Origin of the sequence: Nocardiopsis sinuspersici, from assembly GCF_001998325.1 — a bacterium.
Lineage (GTDB): Bacteria > Actinomycetota > Actinomycetes > Streptosporangiales > Streptosporangiaceae > Nocardiopsis > Nocardiopsis sinuspersici.
This window is the reverse complement of the sequence record NZ_MCOK01000001.1, coordinates 4,773,092-4,792,031: the sequence shown is the minus strand read 5'-3', so window position 1 is coordinate 4,792,031 and position 18,940 is coordinate 4,773,092. Positions and strand designations below refer to the sequence as shown.

The following is an 18,940-nucleotide window of genomic DNA, read 5'->3' as shown; positions in this document are numbered from 1 at the left end:
GTGCGGCCCCCTTGTGCCCTCCCCGTCCGCGTGGCACGTTCTCCGTATGAGGTGGAGCCGGGAGCAGACGAGGGAGAGGTTCGCGAAGAGCCGCGTCGCCAGGCTGGCCACGGTGGACGACGGCGGGCAGCCCCACCTGGTGCCCGTGGTGTTCGCGGCCTACGGCGACACGGTCGCGATCCCCGTGGACCACAAGCCGAAGACCACGTACAGGCTCAAGCGGGTGCGCAACATCGAGGGCGATCCCCGGGTGTCGCTGCTCGCAGACGAGTACAGCGACGACTGGGACCGGCTGTGGTGGGCTCGGGCGGACGGCGAGGCGCTGGTCCAGCACTCGGGCCCGGCCTGGGAGGAGGCCCGGGAGCGGCTCGCCGAACGGTACTCCCAGTACCGCGCCGAGCCGCCCGCGGAGGCGGTCATCCTGGTCGAGGTCCACCGCTGGTCGGGGTGGTCCTCCCAGGAGGAGGCCGACTGGCCGAAGCGCTGACCCGGGACGCGAGGCCGGCGGCCGGCGCAGGCGGCCCGGACGGTCAGCCCGCGCGCCAGGTGGCGTCCTGGAGCGCGCCTCCGGCCTGCGGGCCCATCAGCGACAGGCCGCCGTCCACGAACAGCGAGGCCCCGGTGACGTAGGACGCCTCCGGCCTGGAGAGGAAGGCCACGGCCCCGGCCACCTCGTAGGCGTGCCCCGGCCGGGACAGCGGGTACCCGGCACGCGAGTCCAGCACGGGCTCCTGCTCGTGCTGGCCGGTCATGGGGGTGGCGATCTCTCCCGGCGCCACCGCGTTCACGGTGATGCCGTACAGCCCCAGTTCCAGGGCCAGGACACGGGTGAGGAGCTTGGCCCCGCCCTTGGCGACGCAGTAGGCGCCGGCGTTCACCCTCGGGTAGTCCTCGTGAACGCTGGTGATGTTGACGATGCGGCCGCCGCGCCCGGCGTCGCGCATGTGCGTCGCCGCGGCCTTCGCGCAGAGGAAGGCCCCGTCCAGGTCCACGGACAGGACCTGGCGCCAGCGCTCGTAGTCCGTCTCCAGCAGGGGCTCCCCGGAGCCGGTACCCGCGTTGTTGACCAGGACGCCCACGCCCCCGAGGTCCTCGATCAGCTCGGTGATGGCCTGGGATCCCCGCACGGGGTCGGTGAGGTCGTGCTGGCGGATCGACACCCGGCGGCCGATCTCGCGGATCTCGGCCTCGGTCCGGCTGACGCCCTCCTCGTCCCGCTCGAAGGTCACGCCGATGTCGAAGCCCTCCTGGGCGAGGCGGATCGCGGTCGCCCGGCCGATCCCGCTGTCCGCACCGGTCACCAGTGCCACACGGTCGTAGTCGTCGAACGCGTGCACGCCCTCGACGCGGTCGTCGTTGGGTTGTGCCATGCCTGTGCCCCCTTCCGTGCGCCTCCCGGCGGCGCATGTGTTCGGGTGTGCGGCTACCCAGGGCGACTTTCCGTACACGTGGGCCCGGAAGGCGCGCCCAGGGGGTGGGGATCCCTCCGGACGCTCCGGAAAACCGGTTGACCCGGGCCGTGCGGTCCGTAGGGTCTCTCCGTGACGAAGAGCGACGGCCTGCTCGCGGCCCATGGCGAGCAGACGCGGGGCGCGCCCCCGAACCTCCCGGCCGGTGTCCGGGCCGAGCGCGACGGGCCGGTGACGCGCCTGGTCGGCCGGCACCGGGGACTCGTCACCGCGCCGCCCGACACGGGGATGCGCGGAGAGGAGCTGGATCGGCTGATCGCCCGGCAGCGCGACCACTTCGCCGCGCGCGGGGAGCCGGTGGAGTGGAAGACGTACGGGCACGACCGGCCCGGGGACCTGACCGGGCGGCTCCGCGCGGCGGGGTTCGTGCCGGAGGAGCGCGAGACCGTGATGGTCGGACGGACCGGCTCGGTCGCCGCCTCGGAGCCGCCCGCCGGTGTCGTCCTCCGCGGGGTGGGGGAGGACGCGGACCTGCGCCGGATCGCCGACATGCAGTCACGGGTGTGGGGACAGGACTGGGGGTGGCTGGCCGGCGAACTCGCCGACCGCATCGCCGCGGACCCGGACGGGCTCTTCGTCATGGTCGCCGAGACCGACGGCGAGGTGGTCTCCGCAGCGTGGCTGGAGCTGCGGGAGGGCACGGAGTTCGCGGGACTGTGGGGCGGCTCGACGCTGCCGGGGTGGCGGGGGAGGGGGATCTACCGCGCGCTGGTGGCCGCGCGTGCCCGCGTCGCCGCCGCGCGCGGCGTCCGCTACCTCCAGGTGGACGCCTCCGAGGACAGCGCGCCCGTCCTGCGCCGCCTGGGATTCGAGGCGGTGACCACCACGACCCCCTACGTCTGGACTCCGCCGGGAGGCCGGGCGCGGGGGGAGGCCGACGCCGACGGGGCGGGGGGAGGTACGGTCACGGCCGGTCCGGCCACATCGTGAACCCGCCGGCACCGTCGGAGACGACCGTGTGGACCTCGTCGAAGCCGTCGGCCGGGGTGGGACGGCGCAGGAGCTTCCTGGTGGCGTGGACCCCCACGTCGGGAACCCGGCGCCGGCCCCGCCTCTGCGCGTTGCGCTCCAGGGTGAGCGGCAGGTCCGGGGGGAACCAGTAGCCGACCACCCGCGCACCGTGCTCCCGGGCGGCCTCGACGAGCGGCCGCCACTCCTCGGGAGAGGGGTTGGTGTTGTCGACGGCCACGCTGAGCCCCGCGCCCAGCGCCTCGTGCACCATGCGCATCTGGCGCCGCTGGGGCCTCCGGGCGTTGGGGAAGTCGTCCTTGCTGACGTGCAGGTGGGTGGCCGCGAGGCGGGCACGGTAGAAGGTGGTCTTGCCCGACGCCTGCAGCCCCACGAAGAGCGCCATCTCCGGACGGTCCATCCCCCCATTGTCGGACCCCGGCGCGCCGGGGTCCGCACGGTGGCGGTCGGACACGCGTGACGGGCGGGGCGGCCCGGAGGCCGCCCCGCCCGCCACGGGGTCCCGTACGCCGGGGAGGGTGCCCTAGAAGGCGGACTCGGGGACGTCCATCAGGTCCAGGGCCACGCCCTCGGCGACGCGGAGCTCGGCGGCGATGCGCGGCAGGAACTGCTCGGTGAAGAAGCGCGCGGCGGCGATCTTGCCGGTGTAGAAGTCCTTGTCCTCGTCGCCGGCGCCGTCGATCTTGTTCAGGGCCACCTCGGCCTGGCGCAGCAGCAGCCAGGACAGGACGACGTCACCGAAGGCCATGAGCAGGCGGGTGGAGTTCAGGCCCACCTTGTACAGCTCGCGCTTGTCCTCGGCGGAGCTCATCGCGTGGCCGACCATGAGCTCGACCATCTTCTCGACGTTCTCGGTCCCCTCAAGGAGCAGCGCGCGCTCCTCCTTGAGCTGGCCGTTGCCCGCGTCGCTCTGCGCGAAGGCCTTGATCTCACCGGCCAGCCTGCCCATCGCCTGGCCGCCGTTCTTCACGATCTTGCGGAAGAAGAAGTCCTGGGCCTGGATGGCGGTGGTGCCCTCGTAGAGGGTGTCGATCTTGGCGTCGCGGATGTACTGCTCGATCGGGTACTCCTGGAGGAACCCGGAGCCGCCCAGGGTCTGGAGGGACTCGGCGAGCAGCGCGTAGGAGCGCTCGGAGCCCACACCCTTGACGATCGGCAGGAGGAGGTCGTTCATCGCCTCCAGCTCCGTGACGTCCTGGCCCTCCTGGTGCGCGATCTGGATCGCGTCCTGCTGGGTGGCGGTGTACAGGACCAGGGCGCGCATGGCCTCCACGTAGGACTTCTGCGTCATGAGGCTGCGGCGCACGTCCGGGTGGTGGGTGATGGTCACCTTGGGGGAGTCCTTGTCCCCGGCCAGGTCGTTGCCCTGCACGCGCTCCTTGGCGTACTCCAGCGCGTTGAGGTAACCCGTGGACAGGGTGGCGATCGCCTTCGTCCCGACCATCATGCGCGCGTACTCGATGATGAGGAACATCTGGCGGATGCCGTCGTGCTTGTCGCCCACGAGGTAGCCGATGGCGGGGTGCTTGTCGCCGAAGGTCAGCTCGCAGGTGGTGGAGGCCTTGAGGCCCATCTTGTGCTCGACGTTGGTCACGTAGGCGCCGTTGCGCTCACCGAGGGAGCCGTCCTCGTTGACCAGGAACTTGGGCACCAGGTAGAGCGAGAGGCCCTTGGTGCCGGCGCGCGCGCCCTCGGGGCGGGCGAGCACCAGGTGGAAGATGTTCTCGGACATGTCGTGCTCGGCCGAGGTGATGAAGCGCTTCACGCCCTCGATGTGCCAGGTGCCGTCGCCCTGGTCGACGGCCTTGGTGCGGCCCGCGCCGACGTCCGAGCCCGCGTCCGGCTCGGTCAGGACCATGGTGGCGCCCCAGCCGCGCTCGATGGCGAGCTTGGCGAACTCCTTCTGCTTCTCGTTGCCCTCGGAGTAGAGGATGCTCGCGAAGCCGGGACCGGCCGAGTACATGTGGACGGCGGGGTTGGAGCCGAGGACCAGCTCGGCGGCGGACCAGACCAGGGAGCGGGGGGCGCCGAGGCCGCCGAGCTCCTGGGGGAGGTCGAGGTTGTACCAGCCGGCGTCCATGTAGGCCTGGTAGGACTTCTTCAGGCTCTCGGGGATGGCGACGGTGTTCGTCTTCGGGTCGAAGACCGGGGGGTTGCGGTCCGCGTCCTCGAAGGACTCGGCGACGACACCGGTGGCGAGGCGGTTGACCTCGTCCAGGATCGTGCGGGCGGTCTCCTCGTCGAGTTCCTCGAAGGGGGCCTTGCCCAGTACGTCCTGGCGCCTGAAGACCTCGAAGAGGTTGAACTCGATGTCGCGCAGGTTGCTCTTGTAATGCGTCATGGACAGCTCCGCTGTGTGTCCCGGCCGCGGTGTCTGTACACGCGGATCTACCGACTAGTAACAAGCCAATGTTACTACCGAGTAGCCACAGGCGCCAGTGGGGGGCAGGGACTTGTGTCCCAAGGGATACGGAAGGGTGCCGAAGGTCCCGTCGGCGGAGAAGGGGGCATATACGGGACATCCTATGGAAGCGCTCCCATGGGCGTGGCGCGGGTCGGGGAGGCGAAGGCCCACCGCCTCCCCGCCCTGTCCTCGTTCAACCGGCCGCGCCGGTGAAGACGTGGGGCGCGGGTCGGGCGGGGCCGCGCCCGCCTCCACGTCGAAGACGGCCCAGACGTGGGTGCCCAGATCCGCCCAGGGCGCGAGCCGGAAGTGGCCCCACCGCCTGGACAGGTTCTCGACCAGGAGCAGACCGCGCCGGCCCTCGGCCCAGCTCCACTCGTCCTCTGTCCGTTCCTCCGGGACGGCCGGGACGCCGCCCCCTCCACCGCAGTCGCTCACCGAGAACCGCAGGGTCCGCGCGTCCGGCATCGACAGCGCGCGCAGGACCTCGCCGTCCCGTCCGCCCGAGTCGGTGTACTTGACGGAGTTCGCGAAGAGTTCGCTCGCGCACAGCCGCACGGTCTCGACGAGGTCCTCGTCGAAACCGGCCAGGTCCGTCGCGAGTTCCGCGCGGACCCGCGCGAGCTGGTCCAGCGTCCCCGGGTAGACGCGGTGCTCCCAGAACACGAGGGGCCTGGGCACCTTGGGCATGGACAGGAAGGTCATGCCGGGACCGCCTGCCGGTGGTGCCGCTGCCCGGACCGCTGCGTGGGCTGCTGCGTCCGCCGTCGCTGTTGGTCGAGCCAGACACGGGTGAGGCGGGTGAGCGTACGCCAGTCCTCGGGGTCCTCGCATGCGGGCGACGGGGCGCGCGGGGCGGGTACGGGAAGGGGTTCGGGGCTCGGAGCCGGGAAGGGTCCGGCCGCGAGGAGGTCGCCGCGGGGCGGGACGTCCTCACCGGTCCAGCGGTGCGGGCGGGTGGTCGCCGTGGCCCGAACGCGCGCGAGTTCGCGCTCCCGGGCCTCGTAGTAGGGGCGGACCAGGGCGATCTCGTCGGCGGGGAACCGCTCGCTCGGCGGAGCCAGGCGGGGCGCGGGGACGGGAGCGGGGAGCCTGGGGCGCTCGGGGGCCCGGTCGGTTCGCATGGGAGGCGCGGGAGGTGCGGTGTCCTCGACCGGGGCGGGAACCGGGACGTAGCGGCGGACCCGGGTGGAGCGGCGGCGACGGCCGCAGACGGAGGAGTGGCGTCCGCACGGGGAGGCGAAGAGGGCCTTGGCCGTGCCGATGGCACGGATCAGGGCCGCAGCGCTAAACTTGCGCATGCTGGCAATCCTTGTCGTTAAAGGGTGGAAGTTGCTGGCCACGGCCCCGGACGGTGCTAACCGTCGCGGGGTCATTGTGTGGATTGAGTTGTGGGAACGCTGCCAGATTAGAGCAGGACTGGAGCGGATGCGAACCTTTCTGCGAGTTACCCCTGGGTAATCTCTGGTGTTCGCCATGTTCGCAGTTCAGGGCGGACAGAAAAGGAATTTTGCTCCTCTGTCATTCTTTCCAAACAGTCCTCAATGTCAGAATTGATGACATTTGCTCAAGGCGCCCATCGCCATGTGAGGACACGAAAGAGGGTGGCCTCCCGTGGGGGAGTACCGCCTTGGGGCCCGGTGGCCAGTCGTGGTCCCTGAGGGTATCCACGGGCACGGCCCACTCGGCGGCCGCGAACGCTGGGTGTCCCTGCTCCCGGTTCTGCGTGTCCCGCACAGCGGTAGGGGCTCCACCGGCGACCTCGACGCAGTTGGTGTCACCAGCGCTGTCTGGGTGGGTGGACCTTCCCCAGACGAATGCCTTCGTGCCTCCCATATGGAGTAACGGGGCGCCTTCCTCACTTCCAGTGTCAGGCTGTGGTCCTGGTTTCCATCCCGAGAGCTTCAAGGTCGAGACGTTCCGCTCGGCGTGCGAGTAGGTACAGGTGCCCGGCACTTCGGTTCTGTTCCTTGACCAGGCTGTACCCCTGGGTCTCGTAGTACTTGACCAACTCAGGGAAGAAGCATCCCCGCCTGACCCAGGTACGTCCCTGTCGTGCGGCCCGGTCGACGGCCCACAGCGCGATCAGGGTTCCAGGTTTGTGTTCCTGGTACGCGGGATCGGTCACGGTCGTGAACAAGTACAGGGCTGGTTCGTCCGCCTCCTCAGGTGTCCAGTCCTTGGGCGGTGCCTGGGTCATGACCGTGGTGCATCCGACGATGCTGCCCTCGAATTCGAGTACCCACATGAAGCCGCTCCCGGACTGCCCGGCGAGGTCGTCGATGTTCTCACGCCACGACTCCAACCCCTGCTGCTCCATCCAGCCACAGCGCGCTGTGATCATCGACGTGACCGCAGGGGTGTCGGCCTCGGTGGCGAGACGCATGGTGAACATGGCTTGTCCTCAATTCGTGCGTAAACGGTTCCAGGTAGCCCTGCTGAAGGACTGACTGGACTGGTTAGGGAAGGATCGGTTTCGCGACGGCTCCGTGGTGCGAGCCGACCGCATGGCGACCTCCACGTCTTGATCCCGAGCCCGTGAGCTCTGTCCAAGACCGGGCCCTGCGGTCGGAGGCGTGTCCCTCGTGCGGCACAAGGACCTCACCCAGGTGACCGGGCAAGGCCCCATCGCGTGTGACCACTGCGGGGCGGTCACCGCGGATGTGGCAGTGGCCAGCGCTGGTCGCTCTCCGGAGAGCCGAACCACACGTGCTGTTCTTCAGGTATGACGGTGGCTCCGAAGGCGCTCCAGTCCGGCTGACCGTTGGCGAGCCACCAGTGGTGCGCGTTCTCTACCTGGTTCCACAGACGGCGCGGACCACCCTGAACCACCGGGTGGCGGCCATTGACTGTGTCCGTGTCGATCTCGGCCCAGGCCCCGTCGGCGCCTTCCATGAAGAGGAAGTCAGCGCCGTCATCGGCTGTCCTGAGAACGGTGTCGGCGTCCGTCGTGGCCAGTTGCGCCAGGAATGCCATGGCCGGTTCCTCGCGCACGACCGCGGGGTTCAGCGCGGTCGTGCTCTGCTCACCCGCGTCGTCCACGGTGACGCGCTGCCGGGGGGTCTCGCTCCGTGCGGGCATGAACCCCGCCCACTGCGGGATGAAGCGTCCCTGCGCGGTGTGGTCGTCGCGCACCTGGAGTTTGAGCATGGCTCCTCCGGTCCCACCCGCGATGTTGACGAGGATGTCTCCCTCGGGAGCCGTCTGCCGGATCCACTCCGGTGGAACGTGGGTGAAGGCCGTGGTGCTGATGATCCGATCGTACGGAGCACGGTCGGGAAAACCCTTGTGGCCGTCATACTCGGCCACGACCGGTGTGTACCCCAGAGCGGAGAGGCGTTGGGTGGCGTCGAAGGCCAGACGCGGTGAGATGTCGATGCTCGTGACACGGTCCGAGCCCAGGACTTCGCACAGGATCGCGGCGTTGTATCCCGAGCCGACCCCGACTTCCAGGACGCGAGGGTCGCCATCCAGGTCGAGCTGGTGGAGCATCCGCACCATGAGGCTGGGCATCGTGGAGGAGCTGGTCCACCGGCCTGTGCCCGTGCCCCCGGGCAGGGCGTCGATGACCGGTTCTCCGGCGATCTCGATGATCAGCGTCTCATCGGCGTAGACATGACGAGCCCACGCCTCGTGCTGCTCGGGGACCTCACCCCGCACGAGCCTGTAGCGCACGCCCTGCGAGGTGTGCTCGTGCAGGGCGAAGGCCGGAACGAACACCCCCCGGTCCACACGCCGGAACGCCTCGGTAAGGCGGTCTCCTGGCACCAGTACGCCCTCCTCGATCATGTGAGCGGTGAGCCCGGACGAGAGTTCGTGAACAGCTCTGGTCACATCTGTCCCTTCTCCAGTAGTGCGGCGATGCTCTGTCCGACAGGCAGGCCGCAATGGTCCGCCAGCCACCCCCATTCGCCGTTGGGGTTGACCTCCAGCAAGGTCCACCTCCCATCGGGTGAGACCACGAAGTCAGCGGCGCCGTAGACGAGCCCGAACGCGTGCATGTAGCGCTCCAGGCCGAAGCGGACAGCGTCGGGAACGTCGACGACCTCGTACCGGTGGGCGCCATAGTCGCTGCGCCAGTCGATGTGCGCGGCCTGGGATCGGGCGTGGATCGCCACGGCGGACATCGCCTTGCCCACGATCGTCAGGCGGACCTCGAACGCTTTGTCCACCCATTCCTGGAAGCAGTGGGCGGTCAGGCCCACGGCGGGGTCGCGGAGTTCTTCGACGGCGGCGACCGCGTTGGCGTAGACGATCCAGGTGCGCCCCTGCTCGACGTGCAGGGCGCCACCGATCGGTTTGTACACGACGGGGCCGGAGATACCAGCGGCCCAGTCTGCAGCGTGGCCGGGCACGTTCGTGATGATCGTGCGCGGAACCCTCAGCCCGGCCCTGGCCGCTGTCGCGAGCTGAACGGGTTTGTACTCGGCCGCGCTCATGCGCGACGGCTGGTTGATCCACAGGCAGTCCAGTGCCAGTAGGACACCGCCGAATCCCATGCGGGCTTCACGATAGGCCCAGCGCTGGTCGGGGCCGGACATGCCTTCGGCCAACGTGAACTGGGAGGGACGCCGGTAGTAGACACTGCGCACCGAGCCCAGGTCCACTCCGCGGAAGGCGTCGTGGACCGCTCCCTCCCAGTGCTCGCCATCGAAGGCGGCTTCGACGGTCATCGAGGCCGGGAAGTCACCAGGGTCCATACGCACGACGGGCACGCCGCGTTCCGACAGGTGGTGGATCACGGGGTCGGCGGTGCCGTCCTCGGTGTTGGTGAGGACGAGCACCGCCTTCCGTGCAGCCGAGGAGACCATCAGTCGGAGGTGGTCTCCTCGGCTGTCGGGCGGCTTCCGTCGGGGTCGCCGGTGGTCTCCTTCGTGCCGCTGGAGCGCTTGCCGACCGCCGGTGCTCCGGTGATGCGGTCGGTGCCCTGCTGGGTCACGGGGTCGTAGACGAAGCGGTCCACCGCTTCGGCCACCTCGGGGCGCAGCTTCGGGGTGACCGCGCGCCGCAGACCCCACGGGCGGACCTGGGTCGGGGCCTCGTCGCTGGCCTCGAAGATGGCCGTGGACGGGTCGAGGGGAAAAGCGTCGCCGAGTCGGGCGATCTCCGCGCGAGACTCGCCGTCGGGCGACTCCAGCAGAGTCGAGAGGTTCTTGGGGGACATGTGGAATTCCTTCCTTCTCGGGTACCTCACGCCGTGTCGGTGTGAGGCTTCTCCCAGGTTCGCTCGGATGGTGTCTGCGGAACCGGGAGGCTTCGTTCGCTTTGCCACGGAGGTCATTTCCCCAGCGGGGGTTTCGAGCAGGTCGGAGGGGGTCATGTTCGGGCTTTCAACTCGTGGGCGGTCGTGATGTGCTGTTCGCGGTCGGTGAGGGCGAACCATGCGGTAGCTCCGCCAGGGGCGCTGGTCACGCCCCAGGGGATGTCTTGGTTGACGATCAGGCGCGGACCGTCCGTGTCGATGACGAAGGCGACATCGCTGTGACGGTTGGTTCCTGTGGTGGAGGGGTCGGGTGGGTCCATCACCTGCACGTAGATGGGGACGGGGCTGGTGATGACCACACACGGCACGCCTGGAGTCATTTGAGGCTTGGCCGGGGGCAGAGGCTCGCTGTCGTCGGGCAGTCGCCACCGTTTCCCGTCCGCGGCCCCGGGTGCTCCAAGGCCCGCCAGGGCGTCGACGGCGCGGTTGATGCTGGCGACGTTCACGCCGTTCTCCAGGCGCGAGACCATCGCCTGCGACAGGCCGGACATGGTGGCCAGAGCTACTTGGGACAGGTGTCGTGTGTCGGGGTGTTGGCGCATGCATCGGATGACCTCGGACAGGTTCAGGGTGCGTACGGCCTGGGCAAGATCGGGTTCTTCCCACACGTGGGCGGGGATGCAGGTGCAGCGGTAGGTCGGCGCTCCGCCCTCGCGTGGGTTGCCGCAGTGCCCGCACAGGAGAACCATCCGCTCGCTTTCTCGTTCATCGTCGGTGCCGTTGGATCTTGTCCACGAGGCCCCGTGCCGTGGGGGCGCTCAGTATCAGGGGGTGGGGGCCTCCGCGCAGGAAGCCCCAGAAGCTTCGCGACGCGGGTCCCCAGAACACGAGCCATCGAGGGCCGACGTGGTGCTGGAGTTCTCGGGCGGCGTCGTAGGCAGGTTGGTCGTCTGCGTGTGTCCAGCCCATGGCGGCCTCACGAGCTGAGGGTGAGAGGGACGCGGTCGAGCTCGAACCACACCGTGGTCCGGCCGTTCTCGTGGATCGTGCCCCAGCGGCTGGCTTCGTTCGCGACCAGGCGCAGACCGAACCCGCCCTCGCTGAGCGGATCCGAGGCGCGGAGGTAGGGAAAGGAGATACCTTCCTCGCTCTCTCGCGGTCCCTGGTCTGTGACACGTACCTGATAGCGACCGGGGAGCTTGAACACTGACACGGTCACCTCTCCCCGGGGCCACCACTGTGGGAATGACGCAGAGAGTTGGTGAACAACTCGCTCGCCAGGAGCACCACGGCGTCAGTCTCGGGGCTGTGTCCGTTGGTGCGCGAGCGGATACGGCGCCGCATGACGGCGACCTGGTCCGGCTCTCCAGGGAGGACCATCGCGGCACCCAAGTGAGGGCGGCCCTCATCGAAGGCCAGGGGCGCATTCGAGCGCGAGTCACCGAGGCGACGGGGGAGCCGGTCAGGGGCTTGTTCCCTAGGGCCGCCCGACCGCTTCTCATCCATGTCGATCACCATCGCCATCGTCGCCCTTTCTTCTTAGGTCGTCACCCTGAGTAGTTGAATGCATGGTTGGGCATCCAGGAAGAGAGCCAAGTCTTCAACGCCTCAGGCTCGACCCGTAAGGTCTGATTACACCTTTTGTCGCAACCGTTCCCGTTGCGATTTCGGTGCCCAGTGCTCTCCTTGTTGGCGCAACCAGCTAGATTCCGTTTGAGTGCTTCACTGGAAACGATGATCTGCGAGCGGTCTCGGTGTCCAGAGTCTTCAACCTTCGCCCAAGTTAGTTGAAGGACTTAGGTTCCTGGTGAAGTACGGGTGAAGCAACGTCGATGCCGATCCTGCTGGACAGGGTGATCAGCTCATGCGAAGGAGGCTTGATGGGCTTAAAAAAGATCAGCCCGATATGGGGGAAGTATGGCTCTGACGTGCGTAAATGGAGGAAGGCAGCCAAGCTTACGCTGAAGGATCTAGCTCCTCTGGTCGGCCTTTCAGAAGCCTCACTGTCGTACGTCGAGAACGGGAAGATGTCCCCAAAGGATGACCATGCTGCGAAGATCGACGCAGCTTTGGGTGCCAAAGGGAAGCTTCTCCAGTCATGGGAGAGATGCTCCAACCACGGACTCGTGCCAGTAGGGTTCCGCAAGGTTGTGGACATCGAGAAGGAAGCCCTCGAACTGCGCTTCTACCAGCCCGTTCTCGTTCCTGGGCTCGTCCAGGCACCCGAATACGCGAAAGCTCTCTTCGCGGCTGACCGCCCCCAGGCCGACGAAGAGACGATCGAACGCCTAGTGCAAGGTCGCTTGCAGAGACAGAAAATATTCAACCGACTTGAGCGGCCGATAGTATGCGTAGTCGTTGAGGAGTCCGTGCTTCGGCGCCTCGTGGGAGGCGTGCCCGCCATGCGGGCGCAGCTCGCTCACCTCGTGGACGTGATCGGGAAGCGCTGGGTTCGCTTCCAGGTTCTGCCCCGGACGCCCCGGGAGCATCCAGGCTTTCCAGGAGGGTTCCGGATCATGGTCCTAGAAGATCAAACAGTGGTGTCCGCCGAGCACGCCTTCGATGAAGTACTCATCGAGGACCCGGACCAGATACGCAAAGCCGTCAGCGTATACGGAAGACTTCAAGGTGAAGCGCTGTCACCGCATGACAGCCTAGAGCTGGTTCGGCAGCTAGAACAGGGAGAGCTATGAGCCATCACCGTCCGTGGCACAAGAGTTCCTACAGCGGTGGGAGCGGCGCCGAGTGCGTTGAGGTCGCCGAAGGCGACACGGTCTTCGTGCGTGACACCCAGAACCGCGAGCTGGGCCACATCGAGTATTCGCCCGCAGAGTGGACCTCCTTCCTTCATGATCTCAAGGCAGGCCCCCTCCAGTAAGCCTCCTCTTCGCCGCGCCCCCGGATTAGCCATGTCCGGGGCGCTGCTGTTCCTGCCGTCCGCCTGTCCTGTGGGCACGATGTCACGGTGTGCGAGGAGGAGACATGGCGGAGACGCCGATCCAGCCAGCACTTCAGAGCCGACCCGAACCTCGGGTCGCTAACCTGCCGGTCATGTATCCAGTCGAACTCTCCAGTGACAGGCTCACCCTGCGTGAGCTACGTCCGACCGATGTCGATGACCTGGTCAAGGTCTACGGTGACCGGAAGGCCGTCGAGCACCTGTCGTTCACACCACGCACCAAGGAACAGTGCGCTGCGCTCATCGAGGCCGCGGTCTCCGACGCCGGGCGGGGAGACCGCAGCGTCTACATGCTCGCCGCAGTGCAGAAGGACCATCTCGTTGGCACCGCGCGCTTGGCCGTGGACGAACGCCCCCACAGCGCTCAGATCGGGTTCGCCCTCCGCACGGATCTGTGGGGGCAAGGCTTCGGCAGTGAACTCGTCGGACTCCTTCTCCGACTCGGCTTCGACCGCCTGGGGCTCAAACGGATATGGGGTGCTCGGTCTCCGGAGAACCGGGCTTCTGAGCGCGTCATGCTCAGAGCCGGAATGGTCGAGGAAGGGCGCATCCGTCGACATCTGTGGACCCGGGACGCATGGCGCGATTCCGTCGTTCACTCGATCCTGGACGACGAATGGGTTCCGACTCCAAAGACGCGTGAACCGTAGATCCCGTGGTTCAGCTTGCGGGCACGGTGCCACGGTGTGCGAGGAGGAGACGGGGCCGGAGACGCCGATCCAGCACTTCCGAACGCCACAGTGGGGGCGCGGCCCCGGACCCACCGTGCTCCGCGGTACCTAGGCAGGGGAGGGCTTTGAGCCCACCGGCAACAGCGTCAGCGCGATCCGGTCCACGCCGTCCAGGTGCAGCCGGGCGTTCACCGCGTCGTCGGCGAACCCCGACACCACCAGGCTCCGCAGCCCCAGCGCCGTCGCGCACAGGGACAGGTTCTGCGCCACGTGCCCGGCCTCCTGTAGGAGCAGGCGCAGGGCGCGCTGGCCGTACCCCTCCCGCAGCCTCCCCAGGTCCCCCACCAGCACCAGCAGTGCTCCCACCGTGTCCGCCACGGCCCCCGGGCGGCCGTCGGCCGACCCCCGCAGGAACGGGGACAGCTCCGCCAGCCGGTCGGCGGCCGCGGCGCCGTCCGCCCGGACCAGGGCGTGTTCCTCGGCACGGTAGCGGTAGGTGCCCCGGTCCAGCCCCTCCACGTGCCGGGCGACCACCCACACCTGCGTGGCGTAGGCCGCACCCGGGCTCGGGTGGTTGCGCGGCGGCCGGCGGCGGCCGGGCTCGCCGGAGCGGGCGCGGCTGACCCCGGCGGCGTGCCCCAGGAGGGACGACAGGTCCGCCAGGGACATGCGGGAGCCGTAGTCGCCGTGCGTGCTGTACCGCTGGTCCAGCACGTCGCCGACCGGGGCGGTCAGCGGGCCGGGAGCGGGCAGGCCCACCACCGGAAGGCCCGCGTGGGAGGGGGCGGAGGCCGGGGAGAGCCCCTCCTCGTGCGGTACCGGCCGGGGCAGGTGCTCGCCGCCGATGGTCGCCGTCCGGTACTTGCTCGCCTCCGCGTACGCCCGGTCGGGCGAGGCCACCCCGGGCGCGAAGAAGTCCCCGGCGGGCTCCCACCGCGGATAGGACAGTGACAGGAGCCAGGCGATGCGTCGCTCGTCGTCGATGTCCAGGCCGATGCGGTTGTGGTGCATGTGCAGCAGGGACCACACGATGCGGGTGAGGGCGTTGGTGAGCGGCTGCTCCGCGTGCAGACGGCGCAGCTTCGCCACGGTCTCGCCGAGCGCACGGTGCCACAGGTGGTGGGTGGAGGAGCCGTCGGCGGAGACCAGGCGCTCCAGTTGCGTGCGGCGCTGGAGCCAGCGTGAGGGCGAGGAGTGGAACAGGTGCTCGGCCTCCTCGCGGGCACGGCCGTCTCCCCGGGCGACCTCGGCGGAGTAGTCCCAGGCGGCGTGGTAGCCGCGGGCCTGGCGGACCGCCTCCACGTCCGAGAACCCGAGCACGGAGAAGGCCAGCGACGCCAGGTCGGCGGCCACCGCCTGGCGCTGGTGCGGCTGTGGCGCGGAGCGCAGGACGGCGAGTGCGATGGCGGAGCTGACGCAGAAGAAGTCCTCGCACACCTCCAGCGCCTCCGGGCCGCCGTAGCGCCCGGTCTCGGGCTCGTAGACGGCCCCGACCACGTCGCCGTCACCGTGCCAGCGGCCGGGGTCGGCCTGCGGCAGGTTCGCGTAGTAGGCCGCGCTGTCCAGGGCGACCGCGTCGTCGGCGGTCTCCGCCGCGGCGGCGCGCATGTGCTCGGAGAACGCGTCGACGGCGTCGGCGTCCGCGTCGAGGAAGCGCACCCGCAGGTGGGGGCCGCCGTCCCAGTACCGCAGGAAGAACCACGCCTTGGCGCGGCCCCGCGCCACCAGTTCCTCCGCGCGCGGGGCCAGGTGGTCCAGCAGGAAGGCGTCGAGGTGCTCGCGCTCGCGGTGGAGGTGGACGTACACGGCCGACCAGGTACGGGTCACGGTGGCTGCTCTTCCTTGGCTTCGGGGGTCTCCCGCCCGGACACGGGGGCCGGGCGGACGGGGTCAGGGGGAGGCGTCGACTGGAAGGTCCATGTAGGAGCCGCGTTCGGCGCGCACCCACAACTGGTAGGCGGGGGTCTGGTCGGGGCCGAGCCCGAGCACGGCCGCCCAGTCGGCCTCCTGGTAGTTGCGCATGGGCCGGGCGCACAGCCCGGTGGCGGCGGCGCCGAGGCAGCCCCACTGCGCGGTCCAGCCGAGGAGGGTGTGCAGGACGGTCTGGGCGTGGTCGCCGTGGGCACGCGCCCACGGGCGGAAGTCCACGGCGAGCGTGTAGCCGAGGGAGGAGGAGAAGTTGGTCTCCCCGGTGCGCGCCACGGGCCGGGAGGGGAGTTCGGTGCCGTCGGGCACGAGTTCGCAAGCGGCGCGGTCGTCCACCCGGTCCGCCACGAGGACCTTCCGGTACAGGCGGAGCGCGCCGGGTACGGGGAGGGCCTCCCCGGCGGCGCCGAGGGCGGCCGCGAGGGCGGTGCTGACGCCCTCGCCCCCGCCGGGGCCGACGTGGGAGCTGGTGACCAGGTTGGCGGTGGACACCCCGCTGGTGCGGTCGTCGAGCCAGCGGCGCAGCGCGGTGCCCGTCGGCGCGGAGGCGGCTGCCACCCGGGACAGCGCCTCGGCCGACACCGTCGGCGCGGTGTCCGTAGGGGTCCCGTCAGCCTCGGGGAACCCGTCCGGCTCCGTGGCCCCTTCCGTTTCCGGAGCGCCGCTCACCTTGGGAGTGCCGCCTGCCTTAGTGGTCCCTTCCGTTTCCGGAGTGCCGCCTGCTTCTGTGGTCCCTTCTGTTTCCGGAGCGCTGCCCGCCTCGGGAGCCTCGCCTGCCCCGTCCGCGTCGGAGGTCCCGTCCGGCTCCAGGGTGATGGCGCCGCAGGGCGAGAAACCGCTGGGCACCGGGGTGTCGGTGGGACCGAAGTGCGTGCGGGGACGCAGACCGGCGCGTTCCAGGGCCAGACCGAGCGTCGCCAGCAGGTGTCCGCCCTCCAGCAGGGCGAGCGAGGGGCGCAGCCGCCCGTACTCGGGCGGGTAGCGGCGGTGGTCCACCGCCACGACCAGGCGTGCGTCGGCGAGGTCCTCCGGCTCCCTCGGCGCGGGCAGGCCGTCCAGGGGCTGGAGCGCGTGCGACTGCGGGTCCACGCGCAGGCACCGGGGTACGGGACCGCCGGAGACCACGAACAGGTCGGCGCCGAAGAGCCCGCGCGGGGACGGGTAGGCGCGGTGCACCGGGTAGCGGTCGGCCGCCGAGATCCGGCGCACCCGCACCGCCTCCACGCACGCGGCGAGCAGCCGCTGCGCGCGGGACCAGGGGCCGCCGAGCGGGGGCCCGGAGGCGTTCGTGTCCCGCAGCGGGCCCAGGGCGGGCAGACTCGGGCGGGCCTGCCCGGGTACGGGCCGGGCCAGGCCGTTGGACAGGTCCGGCCCGAAGAACAGGGTCTCCACCGGGGAGACGTCCTTGTCGTGCGACTGGCCGTGGAACCCGGCCAGGACCCGGGCCCGGGAGTCGGTCGCGGGAGGGCGGGGACCGGTCACGGGAAGGGGTGCGGTACCGGGTGGACCTGGCCGTGTCGTTCCCATGGGACTCCTCCCTCGAACAGCGTGGAAGCGCGGGTCAGCCGCTCCAGGGAGCGGGTACGGCGGTGGGTGTGGCCGAAGGTCATCGGCAGGGCTCCGGGGACGATCACCTTCACCGAGCGGACCCCGGCGGCGTCCGTGTACGGGGCGCTGCTCTGGTCCACCACGACCACGTCCAGCCCGAGCGCGTGCACGGCGTCGAGGCGTTCGCGGAGCAGGGCGGTGAGGTCGGCCCCGGCGAAGGAGGAGGGGCGGCCCGCGGCGAACCCCTCCATCGGGACGGTGGCGGTCGGGGCCCCCAGGAACTCCCAGTGCCGGCGCGACTCCCACAGCCCGTGCATTCCGGTGTGGTCCTCCAGTGTCCTGACCAGGGTGAAGTCCTCCAGCATGGGGCGGCAGCGCTCCACGTCGACCGACGCGCGCATCCGCACCCACTTGGGGTACATGAGCGCGTTGGTGGCGGTCTCCTCCACCGCCGCCATGACCGCGCGCCGGGGGTCGAGGTGGGTGCCGGTGGCCAGGCTCAGCGCCGGTGCCAGCCCCGAGCGCACCGCCTCCTCCGGGGCGGTGACCACCGCCAGCGCCGTGGGGATCCCCAGGTCGGAGGTGAGGTCGAGCAGCCGCAGGTGCAGGCCGCGCTCGTCCAGCAGGTCGGTCAGGTGGGCGAGGCCGGGGTCCGCCTCGATCTCGCGCAGCCGTGTGCGCGAGTACCAGGCGAGCAGGAACGCGTCGCGCTCCACCACCTCGAACAGTCCGTAGAGGACGGCCTCCTCCAGGGTCCCGCCGACCGCGCAGCCGTTGGAGGACTCGTACAGGAAGCGGGTGCCCTCGGTACCCGCGTGCCAGTACGCGACATGCTCGGGCACCAGGATCCGGCGGCGCTCCAGGGTGGACCAGCCCCAGACCCAGGAGGTGGGGACGTCGGGGGAGTAGGGGACCAGGTCGAAGACCGGGTGCCCGTACCACTCGGGTTCGTGCAGGCCGAGCCGTTCGGGGTCGAGGGCGTCGTCGGCGAGTTCGGCGTAGCTGCCGAAGACCGTGGCCGCGCCGGTGTGCCGGTGGCCGCCGGTGACGCGTTCGACGCCTTCGAGGAAGGCGGGGACCTCGCTGTCGGAGAACCGGGTGGAGCGCCCGTAGCCGCCCTCGCGCCTGGTGTGGCCGGGGGCGACGGTCTCGCAGGTCATGAGGGACAGCGGTGACTCCTCGTCCCGGTAGACGTGGGCGGCGGGTCCGAAGCGAAAGTCCAGGAGCCGCGCCCGCAGGCCGGCGCGGTCCATGGAGCGTGTGCGCAGGGCGTCGCCGGCGACCGGCCTCGGGGTCCGCAGGTCCAGGCCGCCGGGGACGGCGAGTCCGGCGCCCCCGGGAAAGCAGTGCGAACAGCCCGGGTGCGGGACGAGACGGTGCCGGGTGACCTCGCCGGTGCGGCAGTCCAGGGCGACCAGCGCCAGCCGCAGGTCCTCGGGGCCGTGTGCGGCGGTTTCGGCCAGGCCGGCGAAGGCGTCCGCCCACAGGGGGAAGAGCTCGGGGACGGGCCGGTCGGGGGCGGTGTCGCCCTCCACGTCCCGGCGCCAGAGCCCGGCGCACCGCGCACAGCCCGTGGACGCGTCGGGGGTCCACGGTCCGACGACCGCGAGCGCGCCGCTCATCGCCACGTGCAGCAGGCCCCCGCCCGTACGGAGGGTGCGGGGCTCGGCCAGCGTCGCCCCCACGGGGGACGGGACCCGGGCACGGACGCGCCCGTCCCGCTGGCCTCGCTTTTCACGTGCGGACCTCTGGTCCCGTTGGTCCCGCTCCTCATGCGCGGTCCGCTGGTCC

20 protein-coding genes and 1 pseudogene are annotated in these 18,940 nt (G+C 70.1%); 5 read left to right on the top strand and 16 right to left on the bottom strand.

Annotation, left to right across the window (positions count from 1 at the left end):
- Positions 1–46: 46 nt before the first annotated feature.
- A complete protein-coding gene (locus tag NOSIN_RS20715; protein WP_077692345.1) occupies positions 47–487 on the top strand; it encodes a TIGR03668 family PPOX class F420-dependent oxidoreductase in 441 nt (146 codons plus the stop codon).
- Between the two features lie 43 nt (positions 488–530).
- On the opposite strand, the gene NOSIN_RS20710 is transcribed toward NOSIN_RS20715, so the two are convergent.
- Positions 531–1,370, bottom strand: coding sequence for an SDR family oxidoreductase (locus NOSIN_RS20710; RefSeq protein ID WP_077692344.1), 840 nt, complete (start codon positions 1,368–1,370; stop codon positions 531–533).
- Between the two features lie 171 nt (positions 1,371–1,541).
- Here NOSIN_RS20710 and NOSIN_RS20705 point away from each other — a divergent pair, with 171 nt between their 5' ends.
- Positions 1,542–2,399, top strand: a complete 858-nt coding sequence (locus tag NOSIN_RS20705) for a GNAT family N-acetyltransferase (RefSeq protein WP_077692343.1) — start codon at positions 1,542–1,544, stop codon at positions 2,397–2,399.
- On the opposite strand, the gene NOSIN_RS28045 is transcribed toward NOSIN_RS20705, so the two are convergent.
- From NOSIN_RS28045 to NOSIN_RS27855, 12 genes and pseudogenes are all read right to left on the bottom strand, one after another.
- A complete protein-coding gene (locus tag NOSIN_RS28045; protein WP_206057620.1) occupies positions 2,374–2,838 on the bottom strand; it encodes an ATP-binding protein in 465 nt (154 codons plus the stop codon). The two genes, NOSIN_RS20705 and NOSIN_RS28045, sit on opposite strands and share 26 nt — an antisense overlap.
- A 123-nt stretch (positions 2,839–2,961) precedes the next feature.
- Positions 2,962–4,779 carry an acyl-CoA dehydrogenase gene (locus NOSIN_RS20695; RefSeq protein WP_077692342.1) on the bottom strand — a complete coding sequence of 606 codons (1,818 nt, stop codon included), beginning with the start codon at positions 4,777–4,779 and terminating at the stop codon, positions 2,962–2,964.
- Between the two features lie 282 nt (positions 4,780–5,061).
- Positions 5,062–5,547 (bottom strand): annotated as a pseudogene (locus NOSIN_RS20690) (ATP-binding protein); the annotation flags it as partial.
- The gene (locus tag NOSIN_RS27870; protein WP_227015219.1) at positions 5,544–6,143 is read right to left on the bottom strand and encodes a hypothetical protein; all 600 of its coding nucleotides are present in this window, start codon (positions 6,141–6,143) and stop codon (positions 5,544–5,546) included. The gene NOSIN_RS27870 and the pseudogene NOSIN_RS20690, both read right to left, overlap by 4 nt.
- Positions 6,144–6,363: 220 nt before the next feature.
- A complete protein-coding gene (locus tag NOSIN_RS28125; protein WP_077692341.1) occupies positions 6,364–6,678 on the bottom strand; it encodes a DUF397 domain-containing protein in 315 nt (104 codons plus the stop codon).
- Between the two features lie 34 nt (positions 6,679–6,712).
- The gene (locus tag NOSIN_RS20675; RefSeq protein WP_077692340.1) at positions 6,713–7,237 is read right to left on the bottom strand and encodes a GNAT family N-acetyltransferase; all 525 of its coding nucleotides are present in this window, start codon (positions 7,235–7,237) and stop codon (positions 6,713–6,715) included.
- A gap of 257 nt (positions 7,238–7,494) precedes the next feature.
- Entirely contained in the window at positions 7,495–8,676 is a 1,182-nt protein-coding gene (tgmC, locus tag NOSIN_RS20670; protein WP_077692339.1) for an ATP-grasp peptide maturase system methyltransferase, read from the bottom strand.
- Positions 8,673–9,653 (bottom strand): ATP-grasp ribosomal peptide maturase, encoded by a 981-nt coding sequence (gene tgmB / locus NOSIN_RS20665; RefSeq protein ID WP_077692338.1) that lies wholly within the window; start codon positions 9,651–9,653, stop codon positions 8,673–8,675. Before tgmB ends, tgmC begins: the two co-directional genes overlap by 4 nt.
- Positions 9,653–10,006, bottom strand: coding sequence for a putative ATP-grasp-modified RiPP (gene tgmA, locus NOSIN_RS20660; RefSeq protein WP_077692337.1), 354 nt, complete (start codon positions 10,004–10,006; stop codon positions 9,653–9,655). Before tgmA ends, tgmB begins: the two co-directional genes overlap by 1 nt.
- 152 nt (positions 10,007–10,158) lie before the next feature.
- A complete protein-coding gene (locus NOSIN_RS20655) occupies positions 10,159–10,794 on the bottom strand; it encodes a helix-turn-helix domain-containing protein (RefSeq protein WP_077692336.1) in 636 nt (211 codons plus the stop codon).
- Positions 10,795–11,021: 227 nt separating this feature from the next.
- Positions 11,022–11,258, bottom strand: a complete 237-nt coding sequence (locus NOSIN_RS27860) for an ATP-binding protein (protein ID WP_227015220.1) — start codon at positions 11,256–11,258, stop codon at positions 11,022–11,024.
- Between the two features lie 2 nt (positions 11,259–11,260).
- Positions 11,261–11,425: an ATP-binding protein gene (locus NOSIN_RS27855; protein WP_227015221.1), complete on the bottom strand. Its 165-nt coding sequence runs from the start codon at positions 11,423–11,425 to the stop codon at positions 11,261–11,263.
- A 452-nt stretch (positions 11,426–11,877) separates the two neighbouring features.
- Between NOSIN_RS27855 and NOSIN_RS20645 the strand changes: the two genes are divergently transcribed.
- From NOSIN_RS20645 to NOSIN_RS20635, 3 genes are all read left to right on the top strand, one after another.
- On the top strand, positions 11,878–12,738 hold the full coding sequence (locus NOSIN_RS20645; RefSeq protein WP_077692335.1) for a helix-turn-helix domain-containing protein: 861 nt from the start codon (positions 11,878–11,880) through the stop codon (positions 12,736–12,738).
- Positions 12,735–12,923, top strand: a complete 189-nt coding sequence (locus NOSIN_RS20640; protein ID WP_077692334.1) for a DUF397 domain-containing protein — start codon at positions 12,735–12,737, stop codon at positions 12,921–12,923. Before NOSIN_RS20645 ends, NOSIN_RS20640 begins: the two co-directional genes overlap by 4 nt.
- A gap of 104 nt (positions 12,924–13,027) precedes the next feature.
- The gene (locus NOSIN_RS20635) at positions 13,028–13,654 is read left to right on the top strand and encodes a GNAT family N-acetyltransferase (RefSeq protein ID WP_227015222.1); all 627 of its coding nucleotides are present in this window, start codon (positions 13,028–13,030) and stop codon (positions 13,652–13,654) included.
- Positions 13,655–13,783: 129 nt separating this feature from the next.
- Here NOSIN_RS20635 and NOSIN_RS20630 read toward each other — a convergent pair whose 3' ends face one another.
- The 3 genes from NOSIN_RS20630 to NOSIN_RS20620 all read right to left on the bottom strand — a co-directional run bounded on the left by NOSIN_RS20630 (position 13,784) and on the right by NOSIN_RS20620 (position 18,834).
- Positions 13,784–15,502, bottom strand: a complete 1,719-nt coding sequence (locus NOSIN_RS20630) for a thiopeptide-type bacteriocin biosynthesis protein (protein WP_077692333.1) — start codon at positions 15,500–15,502, stop codon at positions 13,784–13,786.
- Positions 15,503–15,565: 63 nt separating this feature from the next.
- A complete protein-coding gene (locus NOSIN_RS27500) occupies positions 15,566–17,128 on the bottom strand; it encodes a nitroreductase family protein (protein WP_227015223.1) in 1,563 nt (520 codons plus the stop codon).
- On the bottom strand, positions 17,080–18,834 hold the full coding sequence (locus NOSIN_RS20620) for a TOMM precursor leader peptide-binding protein (RefSeq protein ID WP_236743407.1): 1,755 nt from the start codon (positions 18,832–18,834) through the stop codon (positions 17,080–17,082). Before NOSIN_RS20620 ends, NOSIN_RS27500 begins: the two co-directional genes overlap by 49 nt.
- Positions 18,835–18,940 lie beyond the last annotated feature (106 nt).